The 20,536-nt window shown below is 55.3% G+C and carries 9 protein-coding genes and 3 rRNA genes; 6 read left to right on the top strand and 6 right to left on the bottom strand.

The annotated features are described in order from the left end of the window. Positions 1–58 precede the first annotated feature (58 nt). Positions 59–445 carry a nuclear transport factor 2 family protein gene (locus DKK75_RS00140; protein WP_258333088.1) on the top strand — a complete coding sequence of 129 codons (387 nt, stop codon included), beginning with the start codon at positions 59–61 and terminating at the stop codon, positions 443–445. 110 nt (positions 446–555) lie between these two features. Here DKK75_RS00140 and DKK75_RS00135 read toward each other — a convergent pair whose 3' ends face one another. The 6 genes from DKK75_RS00135 to DKK75_RS00110 all read right to left on the bottom strand — a co-directional run bounded on the left by DKK75_RS00135 (position 556) and on the right by DKK75_RS00110 (position 10,435). Then, entirely contained in the window at positions 556–2,109 is a 1,554-nt protein-coding gene (locus DKK75_RS00135; RefSeq protein WP_110451460.1) for a glycoside hydrolase family 32 protein, read from the bottom strand. 69 nt (positions 2,110–2,178) lie between these two features. Next, on the bottom strand, positions 2,179–3,474 hold the full coding sequence (locus DKK75_RS00130; RefSeq protein ID WP_110451459.1) for an MFS transporter: 1,296 nt from the start codon (positions 3,472–3,474) through the stop codon (positions 2,179–2,181). Positions 3,475–3,706: 232 nt separating this feature from the next. Beyond that, a 5S ribosomal RNA gene (rrf, locus tag DKK75_RS00125) occupies positions 3,707–3,823 on the bottom strand. Between the two features lie 167 nt (positions 3,824–3,990). Beyond that, positions 3,991–7,058 (bottom strand): 23S ribosomal RNA (locus tag DKK75_RS00120). Between the two features lie 408 nt (positions 7,059–7,466). Further along, positions 7,467–8,991, bottom strand: a 16S ribosomal RNA gene (locus DKK75_RS00115). Together the 16S, 23S and 5S rRNA genes form the textbook arrangement of a ribosomal RNA operon. Positions 8,992–9,517: 526 nt before the next feature. Next, positions 9,518–10,435, bottom strand: a complete 918-nt coding sequence (locus DKK75_RS00110) for an alpha/beta fold hydrolase (protein WP_110451458.1) — start codon at positions 10,433–10,435, stop codon at positions 9,518–9,520. A 623-nt stretch (positions 10,436–11,058) separates the two neighbouring features. Here DKK75_RS00110 and DKK75_RS00105 point away from each other — a divergent pair. The 5 genes from DKK75_RS00105 (at position 11,059) to DKK75_RS00085 (ending at position 20,379) form a co-directional block, all read left to right on the top strand. Beyond that, complete coding sequence (locus DKK75_RS00105) at positions 11,059–14,472, top strand: Ig-like domain-containing protein (protein ID WP_219997295.1); 3,414 nt, start codon at positions 11,059–11,061, stop codon at positions 14,470–14,472. A gap of 320 nt (positions 14,473–14,792) precedes the next feature. Next, positions 14,793–16,931 (top strand): alpha-galactosidase, encoded by a 2,139-nt coding sequence (locus tag DKK75_RS00100; RefSeq protein ID WP_258333087.1) that lies wholly within the window; start codon positions 14,793–14,795, stop codon positions 16,929–16,931. Between the two features lie 107 nt (positions 16,932–17,038). Further along, positions 17,039–18,394, top strand: a complete 1,356-nt coding sequence (locus DKK75_RS00095; RefSeq protein WP_110451456.1) for an ABC transporter substrate-binding protein — start codon at positions 17,039–17,041, stop codon at positions 18,392–18,394. 234 nt (positions 18,395–18,628) lie between these two features. Next, positions 18,629–19,495 (top strand): carbohydrate ABC transporter permease, encoded by an 867-nt coding sequence (locus tag DKK75_RS00090; RefSeq protein ID WP_110451759.1) that lies wholly within the window; start codon positions 18,629–18,631, stop codon positions 19,493–19,495. A gap of 53 nt (positions 19,496–19,548) precedes the next feature. Further along, on the top strand, positions 19,549–20,379 hold the full coding sequence (locus DKK75_RS00085; RefSeq protein WP_258333085.1) for a carbohydrate ABC transporter permease: 831 nt from the start codon (positions 19,549–19,551) through the stop codon (positions 20,377–20,379). Positions 20,380–20,536 lie beyond the last annotated feature (157 nt).

Raw genomic sequence — 20,536 nt, 5'->3', positions numbered from 1 at the left:
GAAGACTTCTATCATGAAAAGACTCGAAAACCTATGTACAGACAGAAAGCAGAGGTACATGATGAGCGAGGATAAGACAGCAGCCAACAAGTCCCTGGTGCAGGAATTCTACGATCAGGTTTTCAGCCGGGGAGATACCAGCAATATCGACAGGTTCATGCGAGACGACTACATCCAGCACAACCCCACATGTGCTGACGGGAAAACGGGATTCCTGGAGTTCATCAAGGGGTTTCTGGCTCTGGGACCGCAAATCGACATCATCAGACTGAACGGGGAGGGCGACATGGTCTACGTCTTCTTCAAGTGCACGCTACAGAACGGCCATGTCAACAAGGTTTGCGACATCTACCGGCTGCAGGACGGCCAGCTGGCTGAGCATTGGGACATCATCGAACACAATGTGGAAGACATTCAGTCCCGTAATGACAATGGGCTCTTCTAACCCTCCAATTCGATGAAGGGCCGGCTCTGCAGCATCACTTGCCGCAAGGCTGGCCCCTCCCCATTTGTTTCTGTGGAGACTACACCTTAATCTTCATCAACCACACTGCTTTACTCGAGCCCTATTCCCCTTATCTGATGCATCTGTAGTCTCTCTAACTGCATATCGCCAGATTCGCTCACCAGCTTTAGCGAGCGCAGCCCGGCTGACGGATAGTTATATACGCTGATCGCTTGTCGGCCATTATTGATGAATACTTCGATTGATCCGCGATCTATATACACATGAAGGTCAAGCTTGCCGGAGGCCAGCTCCTCTGACGTAAGCGGTGCGGACCGATAGCCTCGATCGCCTCTGGACACTGCCATCCTATCTACGACGACACGTCGGCTTTGGTCATCATAACCCACGAATACAAAGGATCCGTCCTCAGTTGCGTGCACTTTCAGTCCGCAACGCTCAGCTGTAGACCTTTTCAGGTCGATGGTCAATTCGACCTCTTCTGCCTCGGCATCATCCAGGAGTATTCTCTCCTCATTGGTTGCGAGAGTCGAACCGCCCAGGTCGTTATCGTTGATTCGCAGATGGTCGATCTCCTCTACTGGTACCGTGTGCAAATCTCCATCATCGCCCAGGAAAACTTCACGTGGAAGCGTCAGCTGTCCGCACCAGCCATCACGCTCCATGGGAATCGGTGGAGTGAAAGGACGCATCCACCCATACATGATCCTACGTCCGTCCGGAGCTAGGAATGACTGTGGTGCATAGTAATTCTGACCCCAGTCCAAAGGTTTGAGCTCTGTCTCCGGCTGGAAACGTTCACCAGGCTTCCAGCTGCCAATCATGTAGCAGGCATTACTGGTATTCCGGTTCATATAGCCTTTTGGCTGTGCACCCATGGCGGAACAAACCATAATCCACTTTTCCTGGTCGCCAGGAGTCTTCAGTGGGAAGAAATCAGGGCATTCCAACATGAACACGTCTTCATCCGGGCACTCGAACAGTACCTGATCAAAGGTCCACTCCTCCATGTCCTGAGAATGGTAGAGCCAAAGCTGGCCGCGCTTGTCTGCTGAACTGACGCCATGCACTAAATACCAGACCCCATCCTGTTTCCAAACCTTGGGATCACGAAAGTGCGAGTCCACCTTCTCTCGAGGACAGTCAATGATCATGCCTCGCTTCAGCAGCTCTCGGGCATCGTCATCCACAGCTTCGGCCAACATCTGCACCTGCCATTGGCCACCGCTCCGGTCCTTGCCGTTCACCCAACGATTAGCCGTGTAGTAGAAGCGTAGCTTGCCATCGTCACCTACCACAGCTGAGCCCGAATACACTCCGTTGCGCTCCTCTTCCAGGCTCGGTGCCATGGCGATGGGCTCCCGGCGCCAAGTAACCATGTCAGCACTGGAAACGTGGCCCCAGTGCATTGGTCCCCACTGAGTTCCATAAGGATGAAGTTGATAGAAAACATGCCAGCGGCCGCGATAATAGCATAAGCCGTTGGGGTCGTTGATCCAACCCCCATCTGATGCAATGTGGTACTTCGGGTACCAGCGATCGTTGCGGGTGGCAGCCAAAGCATGGACCCCGGCTTCGGCCTTGGACAATTCTACCTGATGATTCTTGACCGGGTGCAAAGCCGGTTCGTATGTGCTACCCATTTTTATTTCTTTCTGTTAATTAATTTGATTGCGGTTTTGAAATTGCCTGTTGATACAGCAAGGCAGAGCTCAGGCATCGATGCCCTTGGCGTTTTTACTATCCCGGATAAAAGGGTCACCATTTACATCGACGTCATCCTTCTTGAGAATGAAGTAACCATAAATCAGGGCCACCAGTACTATGGCGGCGATAATTAGGAAGGTAACACGATCCCCGGCAGCATCATGAAGCATGCCAAGCGGAGTGGAGAGGATGCTTTCACCTATCTTTGATGCAACGTGGAAACCAACCAAGTAGAGAGTTGCTGACAACTTGGTATCAAAGTGAAGAGTGAAGTAACGGAAGGTAGGCAAACTGAACAACGGTACCTCGATGGCATGCAGCATCTTGACGCAGGACACGGTGTATGGATCGTGGAAAACACCACAAAGACCTATTCGTACGAACATCACTGTGGCTCCCAAGAGCAACGAATTCCTTACTCCAATTTTCCGCATTAGAATTGGAACAAGGCCCATCATCGCCGACTCGCAAAAGACCTGAATGGAATTAAGAATCCCATAAGTCGAATTCCCAGTAGCCTGTGAGGCAAAAAGACTCGTGTAATAAGTCGGGAACATTTGCTGATCGAAGACTGTGTAAAAAGTATAGGTGAACATGATCAGGACAACCATGAGCCACAGAGACGGCATCCGCAGCACCCCCGTTATTTCTTTCAGCGTTGGGGTACTCCTTGGCGAATTCGGATCAGCTTCTTGTCTAAGCACTTCCTTCTGTTCCTGCGGCCGCCAGAAGATATATACAGCAAGCATGCCGCAACCAAAAATCGAGCCTAGCCAAAAATTGTATAGAGGATTCACGTTGAAGAGGAAACCGGCTACTAGAGCCACAATGGCATAGCCGAAAGAACCCCAGGCACGAGACTGACCATATTCGAAGTTAAACTTTCGACTGTAACGCTCAGTAATAGCTTCAATCAATGACGATGCAGACATGAATCCTGCAGACAGCACGATTGACCCAATCACTATGCCTGCCCAGCGATGAGGTCCAGAAATCATCGGAGCGTAGATAAACTGTACGAAAGGCCCAACTAATGCTGCCACGGCAGAGACAAATATAGCCAAATGGCGCTTGATGCCCAATTCATCTTGGGCAATGCCATAGATAAACATTATTATGAGTGATGCAAAGGAGTTAATTGAATAAATCTGACCGACTTCTGTGTTAGTAAGATGTATGTCGGCCACCAGCCAGCGCTGGAAGAAAGACCACCATATACCCCATGCGCAGAAGAACATGAAAATACCCATTGAACTCTGCATATAGGACTCATTCTTAGATAATTGTTTGAATTTATCCATATCGCATCCTAACTGAGCAGGGCTTCTATGACCTACCCCTATAAAGAAAACAACACTTCATTATGTTGTCATATATTATGATATGACATACACAGATAGTACTATTTATTAATGTCCATATTCTGGATTCGGTAGACAATATAGAGTTCAAGTTTATATAAAAATTAGATTTAATAGGCAATAGAAAAGCCCTAGCTGAGAACTATCTCAACCAGGGCTTTGTTAGGTGTTGTGGCGGCGGTGTGCTACTCTCCCACACTCTTCCGGGTGCAGTACCATTGCCGTGCTGGGTCTTAGCTTCCGGGTTCGGAATGGGACCGGGCGTCTCCCCCAGGCCATGACCGCCGCGAATCTTCAATTCTGCCGATCCCCTTGCAAGGATCGGGGGCTTCTGGCGGCTTGGGGACCGGATGGCGGACGCGTGTTTCGTTTCGATCGCCTGCGAATGTTCGTGCTCATTGCCGCAGGCAGGATGCGCAGCAGGGTTGATGCCGCCGCCCCTTACGGGGGCGGGTTGTTGTGTTGTCTTCGACCATTAGTGCCGGTCGGCTTCGCCCCTTGCGGGGTGTCCACGTCCGGTCTATCGACCATGTGTTCTGCATGGGGTCTTCAGAAGCCGTAGGGCTTCATGGAATCCTTATCTTGGAGGGGGCTTCCCGCTTAGATGCTTTCAGCGGTTATCCCATCCGAACGTAGCCAACCGGCCGTGCCGCTGGCGCGACAACCGGCATACCAGAGGTTCGTCCACCCAGGTCCTCTCGTACTATGGGCAGGGCTCCTCAAGATTCCAACGAGCGCAGAGGATAGAGACCAAACTGTCTCACGACGTTCTGAACCCAGCTCGCGTGCCGCTTTAATCGGCGAACGGCCGAACCCTTGGGACCTGCTCCAGCCCCAGGATGCGACGAGCCGACATCGAGGTGCCAAACCATCCCGTCGATATGGACTCTTGGGGATGATCAGCCTGTTATCCCCGGGGTACCTTTTATCCGTTGAGCGATGCCGCGTCCGTACGCCGGCACCGGATCACTATCTCCGACTTTCGTCCCTGCTCGACCCGTCGGTCTCGCAGTCAAGCTCCCTTGTGCGATTGCACTCAACACCCGATTGCCAACCGGGCTGAGGGAACCCTTGGGCGCCTCCGTTACTCTTTGGGAGGCAACCGCCCCAGTTAAACTACCCGCCAGGCACTGTCCCTGGCCGGGATGACCGGCCGAGGTTAGAGGCCAGATGAGGACAGAGCGGTATTTCACATTGCGGCTCCACGGATGCTGGCGCACCCGCTTCGAAGCCTCCCGCCTATGCTACACAGTCCGCACCTAACGCCAATACCAAGGTATAGTAAAGGTCCCGGGGTCTTTTCGTCCTTCTGCGCTTAACGAGCATCTTTACTCGTACTGCAATTTCGCCGAGCTCCTGGTCGAGACAGTGGGGAAGTCGTTACGCCATTCGTGCAGGTCGGAACTTACCCGACAAGGAATTTCGCTACCTTAGGATGGTTATAGTTACCACCGCCGTTTACCGGGGCTTGAATTCACCGCTGCCCCCCCGAAGGGGATGACGGATCCTCTTAACCTTCCGGCACCGGGCAGGCGTCAGTGCATATACAGCGACTTACGTCTTCGCATGCACCTGTGTTTTTGGTAAACAGTCGCTACCCCCTGGTCTGTGCCGCCCCCACCGGCTCCGCGCGCAAGGCGCCTCACCGGCAGGGGCCTCCCTTATACCGAAGGCACGGGAGTGATTTGCCGAGTTCCTTGACCAGGATTCGCTCGATCGCTTTGGTATACTCTACCTGACCACCAGTGTCGGTTTAGGGTACGGGCGGCGCCACTCCTCACGCCGAAGCTTTTCTCGACGGAACGGCACACCGGATTCGGGGCACAAGACCCCCCATCATCACACCTCGCGCTCATGCCGGGCGGATTTGCCTGCCCGACGCGCCGCATGCTTGACCACGGATAACCACCACCGCGGCCCGGCTCCCGTTCCGTGTCACTCCTGCGCTACCCGCCACGCATCCACACGCCGGTCCCGCCACATCGGCAGGTCCGAAGACCAGCCTCCGAAGCAGGTAAGGGCATGCTTCCGCGTCTTGGATTGGACGGCTTGACGCCGGTAGGAGAATATCGACTCCTTCATCCATTCGACTACGCCTGTCGGCCTCGCCTTAGGACCCGACTCACCCGGGGACGACGAACGTGGCCCCGGAACCCTTGGTCATCCAGCGGACGGGATTCTCACCCGCCTCTCGCTACTCATGTCTGCATTCTCACTTCCACGCGGTCCACGGCCGGCTCACGCCGCCGCTTCGCCCCACGCGGAACGCTCTCCTACCCAGCACAGCAAACTGCGCTGCCGCGTCTTCGGTGGCGTGCTTGAGCCCCGCTACATTATCGGCGCGGAACCACTAGACCAGTGAGCTGTTACGCACTCTTTCAAGGATGGCTGCTTCTGAGCCAACCTCCTGGCTGTCTATGCGACTCCACATCCTTTCCCACTTAGCACGCGCTTAGGGACCTTAGACGACGATCTGGGCTGTCTCCCTCTCGACGACGGAGCTTATCCCCCGCCGACTCACTGCCGCGATACACCTCGCACGTATTCGGAGTTTGGCTGCTGTCGGTACCCGATACGGGCCCTCAAGCATCCAGTAGCTCTACCCCATGGAGGCACTCACGCGACGCTGCACCGAAATGCATTTCGGAGAGAACCAGCTATCACGGAATTTGATTGGCCTTTCACCCCTAGCCCCAGGTCATCGGCCCGGTTTTCAACCCAGGTCCGTTCGGTCCTCCACGCGGTCTTACCCGCGCTTCAACCTGCCCAGGGCTAGATCATCCCGCTTCGGGTCCAGGACACGCGACTGGAACGCCCTTATCGGACTCGCTTTCGCTACGGCTGCCCCACACGGGTTAGCCTCGCCACGCACCACTGACTCGCAGACTCATTTTTCGATAGGCACGCCGTCACCCCGAAAGGCTCCGACGGATTGTAGGCACACGGTTTCAGAAACTCTTTCACTCCCCTCCCGGGGTGCTTTTCACCTTTCCCTCACGGTACTCGTACGCTATCGGTCAGACAGGAATATTCAGGCTTACCCCACGGTCGGGGCCGATTCACACGGGATTCCACGAGTCCCGCGCTACTTGGGAACAAGAACCGGCAGGCGGCGCGGCTTCGGCTACGGGGCCATCACCCTCTACGGCCGGGAATTCAATCCCGTTCGCCTCACACGCCGCTTTATCACTGCCGCCGGGCCCGTCGGAGCCCGGACGCCAAGTCCCACAACACCCATGCCGCAACCCCCGACGGGTCTGACACGGCACCGGTTTGGCCATCATCCGCTTTCGCTCGCCACTACTCACGGAATATCCTTTCCTGCAGGTACTGAGATGTTTCACTTCCCTGCGTACCCCCCGCACGAATGCGGTGCCGGCCCATAACAGCCGGCGGGTTACCCCATTCGGACACCCTCGGATCAAAGCCCTGTCGGCGGCTCCCCGAGGCCTATCGCGGCCCCACGCGTCCTTCATCGGTCCTGTCTGCCAAGGCATCCACCATGCGCCCTTGCCGACAACACGACCACAGGCCATGCCACGACAACAACAACTGCGAACTGCCAGACGACAAATCATCACACTAAACGATCACAAAACGATCGACCCGAACCCACTAACAACATAGGCTCGGACGAAACAATACAGCAGACAGCCAGCCCAAAGCCAGCCATCCGCTCGCGTCCACTATCCAGTTCTCAAGCCACCAGCGCGCCGCCAAGACCCGCCACGGGGCAACACCCCACGCAGGAACCAGACGGGCGACGGGAACACCACCCAAACAAGGTGGCGATCCGGGAACCCAACAGCGCATCCATGCCACAGCCTCAAGACCGTTCCACGCCAGCACGCCCACGCCATCCGGCCAGACAGCCGGACCCGCAGACACGACCCCCGCGCAGACCACGCAGAGGAATTTCATAATCTCCGTAGAAAGGAGGTGATCCAGCCGCACCTTCCGGTACGGCTACCTTGTTACGACTTAGTCCCAATCGCGGACCTCACCTTAGACGGCTCCCCCCCAAACGGGTTGGGCCACCGGCTTCGGGTGCTGCCCACTTTCATGACTTGACGGGCGGTGTGTACAAGGCCCGGGAACGCATTCACCGCGGCGTTGCTGATCCGCGATTACTAGCGACTCCGCCTTCACGGAGCCGGGTTGCAGGCTCCGATCCGAACTGAGACCGGTTTTCAGGGATCCGCTCCATGTCACCATGTCGCATCCCGCTGTACCGGCCATTGTAGCATGCGTGAAGCCCTGGACGTAAGGGGCATGATGATCTGACGTCATCCCCACCTTCCTCCGGGTTAACCCCGGCGGTCCCCCGTGAGTTCCCGGCATGACCCGCTGGCAACACGAGGCGAGGGTTGCGCTCGTTGCGGGACTTGACCCAACATCTCACGACACGAGCTGACGACGACCATGCACCACCTGTGAACCGGCCCCGAAGGGAAGCCGCGTCTCCGCAGCCGTCCGGCACATGTCAAGCCCAGGTAAGGTTCTTCGCGTTGCATCGAATTAATCCGCATGCTCCGCCGCTTGTGCGGGCCCCCGTCAATTTCTTTGAGTTTTAGCCTTGCGGCCGTACTCCCCAGGCGGGATGCTTAACGCGTTAGCTCCGACACGGAACCCGTGGAACGGGCCCCACATCCAGCATCCACCGTTTACGGCGTGGACTACCAGGGTATCTAATCCTGTTCGCTCCCCACGCTTTCGCTCCTCAGCGTCAGTGACGGCCCAGAGACCTGCCTTCGCCATCGGTGTTCTTCCCGATATCTACACATTCCACCGTTACACCGGGAATTCCAGTCTCCCCTACCGCACTCCAGTCCGCCCGTACCCGGCGCCGATCCACCGTTAAGCGATGGACTTTCACACCAGACGCGACGAACCGCCTACGAGCTCTTTACGCCCAATAAATCCGGATAACGCTTGCACCCTACGTATTACCGCGGCTGCTGGCACGTAGTTAGCCGGTGCTTATTCGAAAGGTACACTCACTCTCGCTTGCTCCCAATCAAAAGCGGTTTACAACCCGAAGGCCGTCATCCCGCACGCGGCGTCGCTGCATCAGGCTTTCGCCCATTGTGCAATATTCCCCACTGCTGCCTCCCGTAGGAGTCTGGGCCGTATCTCAGTCCCAATGTGGCCGGTCGCCCTCTCAGGCCGGCTACCCGTCGAAGCCTTGGCAGGCCATCACCCCGCCAACAAGCTGATAGGACGCGACCCCATCCCATGCCGGTAAACCCTTTCCCACGCCATCATGCGACAGCGCGGAGCATCCGGCATTACCACCCGTTTCCAGGAGCTATTCCGAAGCATGGGGCAGGTTGGTCACGCATTACTCACCCGTTCGCCACTCTCACCGCCAAGCAAGCTTGGCGGATCCCGTTCGACTTGCATGTGTTAAGCACGCCGCCAGCGTTCATCCTGAGCCAGAATCAAACCCTCCACAAAAAACCATGAAGAAGCCGAAACGACTCACATCAATAATTGACGGGCCAGCTTCCATAAGGAGGAAACCAACCCACGAAAAACCCCGACACCCCTCACAACGCTCCCACGTACCCGACAACAGCCGGGCGGGCATCGGACTGGCAATCAAAAAGCTATAAGTAGCACAAACACGCTCTTGAGTTCTCAAACCACCACCACACCAACAAATCCAAGCACTCCGAAAAGTCCTCATCACTGCCGGGCAGCAAGAGATAAACTTACACGAACCCGAGTTGTTCTGCAAGTTGGCATAGAAAAATCTAGGAGGAGCTCAGTGATTCCGGGGATTCTACGGCGTGTTGATCTTCACCGACACGGTCCCCGTTTCATCGACCTTCGCCTATCCAGGCACCCCGCGCACTCTTCAGCGAGGCTCAAACCAATATCTTCCAATAGTCATATTAGTAGATTCAGCTCCTCGCAGGATGTATTTCCACCATTTGGATGAGCACGGACGACGAGGCAGCCGTTACTTATTAATCAAGCGCTACAGGCAGATGGCTTTAACCGTTGCTGCGAATCGGTCAGGCTCATCCCATTGCGGGCAGTGTCCGGACCGATCAAAACGGATGAACCGATGCGGGCTCTTCAACCCTTCGGCAAACTGCTCAACCAGCTTGCCTGGCAGATGACGGTCATACCTGCCGCTGATGAAATAGACAGGCGCCCCGAAAGAGGTCTGCCCGCTGAAATCGACCTGCTCCAGTTCAGTATTCAAGCGCGCCCGGGATTGAGACACCCCCTTGGCATGGTTGAGCAGACGTGACCAGTTGTAGTACGGCGAGCGCAGGTAGGTCATGATCCGTCCCAGGGATCCGAACAGCATGGCAGCTCCGCCGCGAGACAGCAGTTCATCGACCATCAGCACCATGTCAGCGGCCCCGCTCTCACTACTGACTATCGAACCGAGCCGAGGGCCCAGGCTCTGTCGCCCCCAATTTCGCCGTAACCGGAGAGCGGCACGCATACTGACGACCTGTCCGAGACCGATGTAGCTGCGGATAAGGGAGGGATACCGCTTCACCATTTCCAGTCCCAAGACGCTGCCCCAGGAATGACCGATAAGAATCAGGGAATCCTGCATGTAGGCATGAAGAAGCTCTAGCACAAACTGGTGAACATCTTCGACCATCGAATCGATGGTCACTGTCTCGTCAGGCGCAAAAGGATGGTAGGACAGCCCACTGCCCCGCTGGTCCAGGTTGATAAAACGAAAATCACGTTCCAAGGCCGCGTTGTACTGCATGGTCAACGGAATGCAGGCATCGCCTGGGCCACCATGCAAATAAAGAATGATGGGAGCACGGCGAGGCGCCGGATTCATCGAGAAAACCAGGTGCGTGCCATTGATCTGCGCCCTATACAGACGGGAGCTGCTGGGAACTGCCATGGTGCGACCAGTCATGGAATCATTCTATCTATATCTCATCCAGCATGCTGAAATCACCTTCAATAAGATGAAACCAGGCGTATAACGTGCACAGTCCGCATATTTCTTGATTCGCCTATTAATTTCAATATTAATGACCATTGCCTGAGCATATTCGTAAACCAGCGGATCAATCATCGTCGAAGCAGAGCTGGCTTCCTTCCCTGAAATTACCTAATCTTCCTTCCTCTCCTCCCTCCAATGGCTTCGCAAATAGCTAGCTGCATCTAGATAGTGAGAACGTTATCCAGATGTTGAGGACTCGATACAGAACGTGATATATTTTAGGCGACATAAGGCTTTATCATCTACGAATATTTGACGATAGAACGTTTTCATAATATGCTATTTCCTGTCGTGTCGATGATGTCACCGGCAAAAATCCACTAAGAAGGACGAGCAATAAAACGAAAGGAGCCTTGTACTTATCAACGCACCCCAGCCGATTATGACCTTGCTGTTGAGGATCAGACGGCCAACGCGTGAACAATGAAGTTCTTGGCATCGCTCACTCGGATCCTGAACCGTCCGAATCGAGCAATTGCCTTGCATTCCGATGGAAGAAACGCATTATGGGAAAATACCAGACATTTTTAGCATTGGCAGCAAGCGCAAGCCTACTGGCCGGAACATGCGTCCTGCCGGCAGCTTACGCCGATGAAGCCAAACCAGCACAAGTCCTCAAAGTCGATATGGGCAAGACAACTGGAAAGTTCCTCGGCGGAGCCTCGGGAACCCTGTACGGCTTAGGCGACGAAGGATCGCCGACAGATGCCATTCTTGATGGCGCCCGTGTGGAAAATTCCTCGCAGAAGCCGCCAACAGGCTCCCAACACCCAAGCGGGGACGCCCTAGCCTTGGAGAACCAGTTCTTTGCAAATGGAGGACGGGAGCTGGCCGTATACATGCAGGATTATTACCCGGATTGGTCCTATAACCATGGTTCACGCCCAGGAGATGACCGATCCTATGTAACTGACGTTCCTGTCAGCGATCCCAAGTACGGCACCTACACTGATCAGCCCAATGGGCGCTGGGATTATGGCGAGGTCGTCGAAATCGTCGTCAACAAAATCCTGTCCCAATCAGAGCATCCTGACCAATACACCTTCATCCCCTTCAATGAGCCGGACGGCGGCAACTGGTACTACACCGGCGACGATGCTCAGAACCCGCTGTTCAAAACAACCTTCCTGAACGACTGGGACGCAGACTACCAACTGATACAAACCATCTGGCAGCAATACAAAACCGGCGAAAAACCAAGCAAGGTGCGCCCCACAGCCGCGCACGCCCGCATAGCCGGCCCGGGGGATTCATCCTTCAGGCAGAATAGATCAGAGGCTTTTCTGCGCCACACCAAGGAAGCGGGAACCCTGCCGGATATCTTCGTCTGGCATGAGCTGGGCAAAGAGAGCCTGCAGAACTATCGCACCCACTACGCAAATTACCGAGCCTTGGAACACGACATCGGCGTGCCTGCCAGAAAGATCAACATCACCGAGTACGGAGAGCTACGCGACATGTCTGTACCAGGTCAGCTGGTGCAATGGATGAGCATGTTCGAGGACACCAAGGTCCAGGCCGAGACCGCCTACTGGAACTATGCAGGCAACCTATCAGACAATATGGCCAATGCCAATGCCGCCAATGCAGGATGGTGGCAGTTCAAATGGTACGGAGACCTGCGAGGAGATCAGACTGTTCAGGTGGATTCCGATCACCGCGACAAAATCGACTCGCTCCAAGGCATCGGGGCATTGGATACCGCCAACCATAAGGGAACGGTCTTATACGGAGGCGCCAACGACGAGAACGCCGATCAAGTGAAGAATACCGGAGCCAACATTCCAGTGACCGTGCGACTGACGGGATTGGACAAGGCAGGGTTTGGCTCCACAGTGGATGTCGAAGTACGCGAGAATGCCTTTACCGGGCCAGACGGGATCGCCGCAACTCCTCGCGTCGTCAATACGCTCTCAAATGCTCAAGTACGCAATGGCACACTCGACGTCACCACAACCAGCGTGGATCGGTATGCCTCATACCAGCTTGTGGTCACACCGCATCAGGACCGGTCATTGCGCACGGATGACCAGCTGGGCCGAAACCTCCAGGTTGCAGAAGCTGAACGGACCCATCTATCCGGTGGCGCCCGCGCTTATGACAAAACGCCTTCAGGCAATGGATGGAGCTATTTCATGACATCCGGCAACGGCGATGTCGGCAACTTCAAGGACGGGGCCACAGCAGACTGGGAGGTCCAAGCGCCTGCTGACGGCAGGTACAGGCTACAAGTGATCAGCGGCAATGCAGGATTCCCGGGCACCAATCAGGTCAGCGTGGATGCCAAGACTGTCGGCGAACTAAACTACCATGCCGAGCTGGCCATGAAGGACGCAGCAAAATGGCTGTATAGGGGAAGCGCCCAGCTGGAGATGAACCTTACTCAAGGACGACACACCATCAGCATTCATGGATCTACGGCGCTGGACAACACCCTTGACAAGTTCCTCCTGTACAGGGTTCCTGGAGATCGCGACGGAACCAGCGATGCCGTAGATTACCCGGCTGCACAGCTTCGTCTTGTCGACGGCGCATCGCTCGATTTCTCCAGTGAAGGCACTCGCGGGTTCGCTGACCTTCGATCAGGCCATGCTCGTGCCTTCATCCACGCCTGGTCCCAGGGATACCACACAATCAGACTCGTCTATCGGGCCGCCAAGGGGACACCGGTTGCGGTGAATCTGAATGGAAAAGCCCTCCCAGGAATCACTGCCGCTTATTCGGGCCTGCAATCCACCAGCCTGCAGGTGGCGCTCAGCGAGGGCATCAACAGTCTGGACCTCTCTGGGTCAGGTGTGAGTCTACGCGACGTCCAGGTTGCCGCGTCCAAGGATCTGCGTCATTCGGCGATCGCCCTTCAAGCGGAGGACCAACAATTGAACGGCGGTGCAAGCGTCATCACCGAGAATTCGTCCAATGCCGAGAACCACCAGTACGTGGCCGGTCTGGGAAACCAGTTCGCCACTACTGAAAGCGGACCAGCCGGATACGGCGATCGCACCCGTGTAGTAGTTGCGGACAGCAACAACAAGCCGCAGGTGAATACGCACAATGTCGGCGTCATGACCATTCCGGCAGGCGCGGTTCCTCGTGGCGACTATATGGTGGCAGTCAGATTCTCCAACGATGCCTTCATCGGCAGGCACGACTACAACCCGCAAATCGTGGACCTGGGACTTCAGATCCGGCAGGGTAATGCTCACGGGCCCGAACTCGCCAGAGGTTCGTTCCGGTATACCTATTCCGACACAAGCTTCCTGAACCGTTCGCTGCAGGTATCCACGGATGGAGGGGCCTTGTCACTGGGCAATTGGGATCCGGCAGGAACAGGCAAAGGCGCTGTCTCCTGGGGAGTGGCGCCGAATATCGACTCCCTGGTTTTCTACCCTGAGACTATCGGGACACCGACATCTGAAGACCTGGAGTCACGTCCATCAGAACCCGGTTCAATCACTATCCATGCGCCCGGCCTGGCTCAGGGCCAAATGACGCTTCGCAAAGGCCAGAAATCGCAGTTGACTGCTGTAGCATCCGCATCGACATCCATAGGTTCGAAGGAATCATCTGATGCCTCCATTACCTGGACCACATCGAATCCACGCATCGCAACGGTAGACCCCCAAGGCATGCTGTCCGCCCTTGAAATTGGCAACTGCACGATCACAGCGAGTCTCGGAAAGGCTAGCTCGTCCTTCCGTCTTCAGGTGATTCCAGCGACATCGGAGAGCGGCTTGACGCCGGGAACACCCGGACATGCATCGTCTGCGAACGATCCACAAGCCAAACCAGGGCCGGGCGCGAAAGCAGAAGGACGAAAAGATCAGGCATCCCGACTTTCATCCACCGGATCCGCGGTTATGCTGATCCTCATTGCAACCGTCGTGTTGGCAGGAATCTCCATTCCGGCCTTCTTGGCGGCTCGGCATTCTCGCGGCAAGCGATCATGACACACTGCCGATCATGACACACTGCATGGCTTTGTCGGATTAGCGGCTTTCTTTGGCCATCCCTTCGATGGCCAAAGAAAGATCCGCTTCACACGCAAATGCACTCGCAACTCGGGCTGGAACGACACGCCTGATTGACGCGATAACGTTTTCAAATTACTCTGTGATTTAGGAATTGGCCTTCGCGATCATCGGGATGCGAACATCCTTCAGACCGCAGGGACGATCGGCAAATAAGCAGGGAAGGTTGTTTGCGGTTATCGGCCATCACGATCTCCACCGGCATCTGACCTGGCTGCAATCATATGGCAGAGGACATCATGACACATGACTTTCAATGGGGCAATAATCGTCTATCCTTGTTCTTTCATTGGGATGATGACGCCCCGGTCAGCATAGGTCGGATCACGTCTGACGATGTGGACATGAGAATCGACGACAATCTGCCCCTTGTGGAGATTACGGCAGCCGGCTTCGGCCATTGGATTGCCTGCGACAGGCTGGTCAGCACTTCAATAGGAGCTGGCATGCGCTATGTCTCTCATTATTCTGGAAAAACTGAAAACGATATCAAAACACTAAGCGTGCGTATGGAGGACAGAACCGCCGGCCTTCAGGCTGACGTGACCTATCAGCTCCCCTCCAATCAGACCATGTTTCGGACCTTTGCAACAGTAACCAACATCGGAAACCACCCAATCAGCCTTGAATCAGTCACCAGCTGGGTCGGTCTGTTCGGATCCACGCCTGGAACGGAACAGGATGCAGGAAGCTGGAAGCTCCTTCATGGCGACTTCGCCTGGTTAGGAGAAAATCGCTGGCACGCCGAAAAAACAGAAGAGCTCTTCCCTAAGCTCTCACAGGAGCTGACCGGCAACAATCCACGCAATGAATACAAGGTGATCTCCACCGGCACCTGGTCAACAGGTCACCAGGCCCCGCTGGCGGTCCTGTGCAACAAGAACCATACAGCCACTTGGATTTTTCAAGTTGAGCACAACGGAGCCTGGCGATGGGAGGTTGGCGACTACACCGTCGATGGTTACATGGCCTTGTCAGGACCCACAAATGAGGATCATTCCTGGTCAAAACGCCTTGCACCAGGACAATCCTTCACGTCCGTGCCGGCATCGGTCACTCTGGCCCCTTCCTTTCAGTCGGCCTACGATTCCCTGATCGCTTATCGGCGGACCTTCGGCACGCATGTGGCCAAAGACCGATATCCGCTAGTGGTCTTCAATGACTACATGAATACCATCAACGGCGACCCGACCACCGAGAAGCTGCTTCCCCTGATAGACAGCGCGGCCGAAGTGGGCGCACAGGTCTTCTGCATCGACTGCGGCTGGTATGACGATTCCGGCGACTGGTGGCCGTCAGTGGGCGAGTGGAAACCCTCCACGACGCGCTTCCCAGGAGGATTCGCCGAAGTGATCGATGCCATCATCTCACGTGACATGGTTCCCGGCCTGTGGATGGAACCCGAAGTCGTGGGCGTGCGCAGCCCTATCGCCGCGGCCCTGCCGGACACGGCCTTCTTCCAGCGAGATGGTCAGCGGATTGTCGAACAGGACCGTTATCTGCTTGACTTTCGAACTGATGAGGCTCGCAAGTATATGGACTCGGTCATAGACAGGCTTATCGGCGAATTCGGCATCGGCTATTTTAAGTTCGACTACAACGTCTCTCCCGGAGCGGGCACCGACAACCAAGCCGATAGCCTGGGCGACGGACTTCTAGGACATAATCGTGCTTACTGCGACTGGTTGGATGCCTTGCATGAGCGTTATCCGGATCTGATTCTTGAGAACTGCTCGTCGGGAGGCATGCGCGAAGACTACATGCAGACCAGTCACTTCCGCGTCCAATCAACTTCGGACCAGCAGGACTATCGTCTCTATCCGCCGATCGCAGTGGCCTCACCAATGATGACGGTGCCGGAACAGACAGCCAACTGGGCCTATCCACAAGCTTCAATGAGCTTGGAGGAAATCGCCTTCAACCTGAATACCAGCATGTTGGGAAGGTTCTTCATTTCTGGATTTCTCAATGCCATGGACAAGGACCAACGCAGCCTGATTGCACAAGCCGTACAGGCATACAAGCTTCACGTCCAGCCCATCGTTTCCAGAGCTATTCCTTTTTGGCCTATGGGACTGCCTGGGTGGACAGACAAGACAATGGCCCTGGGTCTTCGGTATGACCAAAGCGTCCTAGTGACGGTGTGGGCCAGAGATCCCGCTGCCTCGGAAAGTGATGTGATCCTGCCCCTACCTGATTTCGCCGAGTCAGGCGTTGACGTTCACACCATCTTTCCAACGAGCGAACGATTCGCATCGTGGAAAATCCTTTGGGACCAGAACAATGCCAAGTTGCATTTGCAAGCGCCAGAGCATCAATTCACGTCCCGAACCCTATTGATCACAAGAAAGGGGGAACAAAGCCAAAGTCGCCTATAGGGGATCACCGGCGGGCGTCAACACCTCCGAGCCGGGGTTTCCGATTAGCCATTCATGATGGGCAGAAAGCTCCGCGAAGGATCGCGGAACACAGGAAAGGAATTTCAATGAAGATATTCAACGCAACCCGAGTCGGCGCGGCCATCGCTCTGACCGGCGCCATGGTTTTCTCCCTGGTCGGGTGTTCGAATCCCTCGACTGGAGGCAATGACAGTGCCGATACGACATCTAAGGATTACTGGCCTGCAGCGACGCAGAAACTCGACGGAGTCCAGCTGAAAATGTGGGTGGCTCAGAATTCCAACAAGATCCCGCTGAAAGTAGTCTCGAACTTCGAGAAGGCTACTGGTGCCAAAATTGATGTCCAGACCATCCCCGATCCATATGAGCAGAATGTCCAGACGAAGATCACGACTGGCGATACACCCGATCTGGCCTTCTGGCAACCCACCAAATCCATGTTGGCTGGTTTCATCGCCCAGAACAAGTTGCAGAAGCTCGACAACGCGCCTTGGGTGAAGAACTATACCCAAGGCATCGCCGATGCTGGCGGCGTGGTGGACGGCACCCGTTATGCTGCCCTTTTCTCCACCCCGCCGGTTGAGGGCGTCTTCTACAACAAGGAAGTCTTCAAAAAGGCCGGTATCACAGAGACGCCTAAGAACTGGAACGACTTGGTCGAGACAGCCAAGAAGATCAAGGCAGCCAATGTCCCCGGCGTGAACTCCCCTCTGTTCGAAATGGCAGGCTCACAATGGGGCACCCAGTACGCAGTCTCCGTCCAACTGGCCGAGGCAGCTCAGAACGGCCTTTGGGACCGCGTCAATACCGGTAAAGAGAAGTTCACCGATAAGACCATTCAGACCGCAGTCGACAACTACAAGCAGCTCTTCGACGAAGGTCTCTACAACAAGGATGCAGGATCAGCCAAGGACACTGATCAGGCTGCAGCTCTCTGGGACGGCAAGACCGGAATGATCATCCAGGTCAATTCGCTCTTCAATGCCGTGGCGGCTCTGGCCAAGAACGACAAACAGGCCTTGGATGAAAAAATCGGTTTCTTCCCCATTTCCAAGGATGGGAACATCGGAACCATCATCCCTGAACAGAACAACGCACTGGTGGCCTTCAGAAGCAAAGACAGCAAGAAGGAAGCCGCATCCCGTCAGTTCATCAACTACTGGATGAGCACCGGATACGCAGACTTCGTCAAGGATCAGAAGATCATCTCCGTGCTGAAAGGGGTCAAATCCCCTGATTCGGTTCCTCAGGCCCTGGTGGATTCCGCAGCCGCGATCAAGACCGGCGTCGGCTCCATGCAGTCTCTGGCCATAGCAAACCCTGACCTTTACATCAATTTGGCCGATATGGTCAACGGCACGAAGTCGCCTCAGGATGTGACCAAGGCGACCCAGGACCAGTTCGCTCAATTGGCTAAAGCACAAGGAGCCAAGAACTTCTAAAGACTCCTGTCTTTGTCCTGCTTCCGGTAGCTGCATGTATCACGACAACAGCCGGAAGCGGTCATCATGCACGGCATCTGATGAGCATCAGGACCGGAGCTTCTGATCCTGATGCCCATCTCATGGAAGGAAAAGCAGATAAGTATGGTAAACCATGCAACCGAGGGGGTCACACCTCACGGAGGGCGAAGAAGGAACAGATCGATCACCCCCGTCAATCCCATCAAAACGCTCATGAAGCAGAACTACCCGCTGCAATTCGTCATTCCGGCATTTGTAGTCTTGCTGATTTTCTTCTTCATCCCGACGATCATGAATTTCATCTACGCATTCACCAATTGGTCGGCCTTCGGCAAGACGATTGATTTCAACGGGGTAAGCAATTTCGTCGATCTGTTCCGTTCGGGCACCCTGATGCGGGATCTGCGCATCACCCTGGTCTATGCCATTCTCGTAGCCATATTCCAGAACACTTTTGGTCTGATCCTGGCGGTCTTTCTCGAAGAGGACACCCGTATCAACAGATTCGCACGGGTCATGTTCTTCGTACCGGTCATCATGTCAGCCTTGGCCGTCGGCTACATATGGCAGGCTGTGCTCAAATCCGACGGCGCCCTCAATCAGATTCTCTCTTTCTTCCTGGGACAGACAGTCGACGTGGCCTGGCTGGGCAACACCACATGGACCATCGTGCTCGTCGCAGCCATCCACGGATGGAAATGGATGGGCTTGTCCATGCTGATCTTCCTGGCTGGGCTCAAAACCATCGATTCGGACGTTCTCGAAGCTGCAAGCATCGATGGTGCAAGCAAACGCCAGATATTCTGGAAGATCAAGTTCCCGCTGTTGGCACCGGCCTTTACTTTCAATGTCGCCACGTCACTCCTGGGTTCCATGAACGGCTTCGACATCGTCCAGGCGACCACAGGAGGAGGACCTGGCGGATCCACAGAGATACTGAACATCTTCATTTGGAGAACCTTCGGCCAGGGACTCTACTCGCAGTCGACAACCATGAGCCTGGTCCTGTTTGTCATGGTGATGATCATCGCCATCCCCCTGATCATCTACCTACGGAGAAGAGAGGCAAAAATCCTATGACATCGGCAACCTACACGCCGGATACAACCACCCCGGCTCAAAGCAGCGCGACGTTGAACAAGCGATCGAAAACCGGAGCGATCATCCATGCAGCGCTGGTGGTTCTGGTCATGCTGATCCTTTTAGGCGTCCCCTTCTGGCTTCTGATCGTTACTGCCGGCAAAAGCCAGGCCGAGGCGATCCGCCCCACAATGAGTCTGCCCAGCCATTGGCAGCTTTTGCAGAACTTCTCAACCGTCATCACCGACGGCAAAATGATCAAGGCCTTCTTCGGATCGGTGATCGTAACAGTGCCCTCGGTTTTTCTGGCCCTGTTGCTGGGCTCTATGGCATCCTGGGTACTTGCCCGTCGAGCCACCAAGCCAATGACTGTGGTGTACGCCCTTTCCATCTCCGGCCTTGTTCTGCCTCCGGCAGTAGTGACCGTTATGATGCTGCTCAAGATCATCGGCCTGTCAGGAACGGCTCTGGGAATGATCGGGGTCTACGTCGGAATCTACCTGTCCACGGTCATCTTCTTCGTCACTGGATTCATCCGCACAATACCGATTTCTCTTGAGGAGGCCGCACGCATGGACGGAGCCAGCCCCATGAGGATATTCTTCACGATCATCCTTCCCCTCCTAGGACCGACGCTCGCTACGGCGACCATTCTGGTCACTCTCTATATCTGGAACGACGTCTTCTACTCGCTCTTCATACTTTCCGGCAAGATGGATCTGCTGCCGCTGAACCTTTACAACGTTGCCTCTGCAGGTCTGTACTTGAACAACTGGCATCTGATCTTCGCCTACATCATTCTGATGAGCTTGCCATTGTTGATCATCTTCGCTCTGGCACAGCGTAAGATCATCTCGGGCATCACCGGTGGAGCAGTGAAGTAAACCAAAACAGGAGGCCGGACGCTGGCGGCAGGGTATCAGCACAACGCCGCCCGCGTCCGGCCTCCCCATGTACTATAAAAAGTGGCCGTAAACCAGTCGACAGCGGCGGTCGGCCAAAAGGACGGACAAACAGATGCCGATCCGTCAGTCTGATTCT

Source organism: Bifidobacterium asteroides (assembly GCF_003202695.1).
In the GTDB taxonomy this organism is placed as follows: domain Bacteria; phylum Actinomycetota; class Actinomycetes; order Actinomycetales; family Bifidobacteriaceae; genus Bombiscardovia; species Bombiscardovia asteroides_G.
This window is presented reverse-complemented; position numbering and strand designations above follow the sequence as displayed.

What these genes read in the sequence shown, in the direction of transcription:
- DKK75_RS00140 (WP_258333088.1), top strand. Translation starts at nt 59, where the DNA reads ATGATGAGCGAGGATAAGACAGCAGCCAACAAGTCCCTGGTGCAGGAA.
- DKK75_RS00135 (WP_110451460.1), bottom strand. Translation starts at nt 2,109, where the DNA reads ATGGGTAGCACATACGAACCGGCTTTGCACCCGGTCAAGAATCATCAG.
- DKK75_RS00130 (WP_110451459.1), bottom strand. Translation starts at nt 3,474, where the DNA reads ATGGATAAATTCAAACAATTATCTAAGAATGAGTCCTATATGCAGAGT.
- DKK75_RS00110 (WP_110451458.1), bottom strand. Translation starts at nt 10,435, where the DNA reads ATGACTGGTCGCACCATGGCAGTTCCCAGCAGCTCCCGTCTGTATAGG.
- DKK75_RS00100 (WP_258333087.1), top strand. Translation starts at nt 14,793, where the DNA reads ATGACACATGACTTTCAATGGGGCAATAATCGTCTATCCTTGTTCTTT.
- DKK75_RS00095 (WP_110451456.1), top strand. Translation starts at nt 17,039, where the DNA reads ATGAAGATATTCAACGCAACCCGAGTCGGCGCGGCCATCGCTCTGACC.
- DKK75_RS00090 (WP_110451759.1), top strand. Translation starts at nt 18,629, where the DNA reads ATGAAGCAGAACTACCCGCTGCAATTCGTCATTCCGGCATTTGTAGTC.